The organism is Thermococcus sp. (genome assembly GCF_027008145.1).
GTDB lineage: Archaea > Methanobacteriota_B > Thermococci > Thermococcales > Thermococcaceae > Thermococcus.
Genome location: NZ_JALTCZ010000082.1, coordinates 1 through 2,480, shown reverse-complemented (window position 1 = coordinate 2,480; position 2,480 = coordinate 1). Strand labels below are relative to the sequence as shown.

At 51.2% G+C, this 2,480-nt stretch carries 3 protein-coding genes and 1 pseudogene; 3 read left to right on the top strand and 1 reads right to left on the bottom strand.

Translation table 11 applies throughout. The annotated features are described in order from the left end of the window. Window positions 1–120 precede the first annotated feature (120 nt). The 3 genes and pseudogenes from MVD07_RS04075 to MVD07_RS04065 all read left to right on the top strand — a co-directional run bounded on the left by MVD07_RS04075 (window position 121) and on the right by MVD07_RS04065 (window position 1,793). Complete coding sequence (locus MVD07_RS04075; RefSeq protein ID WP_297498989.1) at window positions 121–474, top strand: prefoldin subunit beta; 354 nt, start codon at window positions 121–123, stop codon at window positions 472–474. A gap of 27 nt (window positions 475–501) precedes the next feature. After that, window positions 502–841: pseudogene (locus MVD07_RS04070) on the top strand (DUF3194 domain-containing protein). After that, complete coding sequence (locus MVD07_RS04065; RefSeq protein WP_297498985.1) at window positions 807–1,793, top strand: bifunctional oligoribonuclease/PAP phosphatase NrnA; 987 nt, start codon at window positions 807–809, stop codon at window positions 1,791–1,793. Before MVD07_RS04070 ends, MVD07_RS04065 begins: the two are co-directional and overlap by 35 nt. Window positions 1,794–1,801: 8 nt before the next feature. Here MVD07_RS04065 and MVD07_RS04060 read toward each other — a convergent pair. Continuing rightward, the coding region (locus tag MVD07_RS04060) for an NAD-dependent epimerase/dehydratase family protein (RefSeq protein ID WP_297498983.1) at window positions 1,802–2,480 on the bottom strand (679 nt) is incomplete at its 5' end.

Below are 2,480 nucleotides of genomic sequence, written 5' to 3'. Positions count from 1 at the left end.
ATAGATTGGATATGGAACTTTAAGTGAGGGATTTTTATCTTCCTCTTTTTTAGTCGTCCCAAACTTATTTAAAGCTCACCCCTTATTCTAACCCGGCATCGCGATTACGGAGGTGCGAACATGCAGAACATTCCGTCCCAGGTTCAAAGCATGCTGGCCCAGCTTGAGAGCTACCAGCAACAGCTCCAGCTCGTCATCCAGCAGAAGGGGAAAGTTCAGGCCGAGCTGACTGAGGCAAAGAAGGCCCTTGAGGAAATCGAGAAGCTCCCCGAAGATGCGGTAATCTACAAGACAGTCGGAACGCTGATAGTGAAGACCACGAAAGAGAAAACTCTGGGAGAGCTCAGGGAGAAGGTCGAGACCCTCGAAGTCCGTCTGAACGCCCTTGAGAGGCAGGAGAAGAAGCTCAACGAGAAGCTCAGGGAGCTGACGGCCAAAATACAGGCCTCCCTCAAACCGCCCGTGGCGGGCTGACCTCTTCTTTCTTTGGAGGGCCTTCCGATGAGCGAGGAGAGCACGAGGGTAATCCACATAGGCCTCCCTGAGTTGAGCGAGGAGGAGGTCATGGCCATCGGCAAGCTGGCCCAGAGGATCATCCTGAAGCGAATATTCGACGAACTCGCGAGGAATGAGGTCAAGGACATCGAGGTTACGGCGAGGATAAACAGGGAAGAAACGCTCGACCTTGAGATTGAGGTCTATCTGGAGGTTCCAATCTTTGTGAAGGTTGACGTTGATGCCCTCGTTGAGGAGGCAATAGAGAAGGCCTACGAGGCCGTTGAGAAGAAGCTGAGGGAGATATCTAAATGAAAGGAAAGATAAAGCTCAAACGCCTCCTTGAGAGCCCGGGAGAGAAGTCCTTTCTCCTCCTCTGCCATCACAACGCCGACCCTGATTCCCTGGGTTCGGCCATAGCCTTCGCCAGGTTTCTGAAATCCCGTGGCTACGAGCGGGTTAGGGTAGGTGTCGCCCAGAGCGTCTCATCCTACGCGAAGAAGCTCCTAACCCTCTCACCGGTTCCGGTCGAGAAGAACCCGGAAGTTAGTGAGGACGTTGTTGTAATCTTCGACACCTCGTCGCTGGAGCAACTTGAGCCAATCAAGGTTCCCCCGGGGAGGTTCGTTGTCTTAATAGATCACCATATGGAGAAGGAGAGACCAATAAAGGCAGACATAGCCGTAGTTGACTCCTCCAGGACTTCAACCGCTGAAATAGTCTGGGAGCTTTTCAAGTACTTCCACTTTGCCGATGAAGAAAGTGTGAAGGCCCTGCTCGCTGGAATCGTCACCGACACGGCAAACTTCCGTTTCGCCAACGCGGGGACGTTCAAGGCCATTTCTGAGATGCTTAACCTCTTTCCCGTTCAGATGGGAGAGGTTTTCCAGCTGGTTGCTCCCGTTGGCGATGAGAACACAGACCAGGCAAAGAGGATAGCAGTCCTGAAGGCCTGCCAGAGGCTTGAGATAAGGAAGTTTAGAAAGTACATTATAGTCATCTCCAGGGTCTCGGCCTACGAGTCTTACGCCTGCAAGGTCTTCCTCCAGCTCGGGGCGGATATAGCCATCGTCGGGAGCGAGAAGAAGGGGGTAAGAATTTCGGCAAGAGCCAAGGAGAGCCTCGTCAGGAAGGGCCTCCACCTTGGGGAGATAATGGAGAAGGTCGGACCAATTATAGAGGGCTCCGGGGGAGGTCATGCTGGGGCTGCAGGGGCAAACGGAAAGAGGAACCTCGAAGGAGCCATCAAACTCATCCTGAAGGAAATTGAAAAAATCTTAAAAGAGATTGAAAAGTAAACAGGGTTTCAGCTCTTACTGAGTTCTTTTTTAAACGCCTCCACGATACTCCTAACGGTTCCGTATTTTGGTTTCCACCCCCATTCTCTCCTCGCTCCAGAGTCATCCACTCTCTCTATCCTCACGTTGCCTAGTGCTCTTAATACCTCAGGATCAGGTTTAATATCAATCTCGGCGCCGGGTATAAGCTCCCTGAGTTCACTCACAAAGTCCTTCACGGTAACCTCAAGACCAACGACGTTGTACGTCCTTGTCTTAATGTGCTCTTCTGGAGCGTAATATAATTCAACAATCGCTCTCGCGGCGTCTGTGTAATACATGATGGGAACGTTGGCACTTTCCGGAAGCCAAAGGGAATACGGTTCACCCCTAAGGGCATGCTCTATTGCCCACGGTATGCACTGGGCGATTCCGGGATGTTTGACACCAGGGCCGATGACCTCCGGATATCGAACGGCACGGAAGTCTATTCCAAATTTGTGATTGTAATAAAGACCCATAAGCTCACCGTAGACTTTGGATATACCATAGAGAAACCGCGGTCTCTGAACGCTTGCATCCGTGATTATAGGACTCGAATCTGGGTGTATCATAGATGCCAAGGAACTTGCATAGGCGATTTTCTCCACATTGAACAGCCTTGCGGCTTCAAGTATGTTATAAGTGCCGGTGAAGTTAACCTCATAA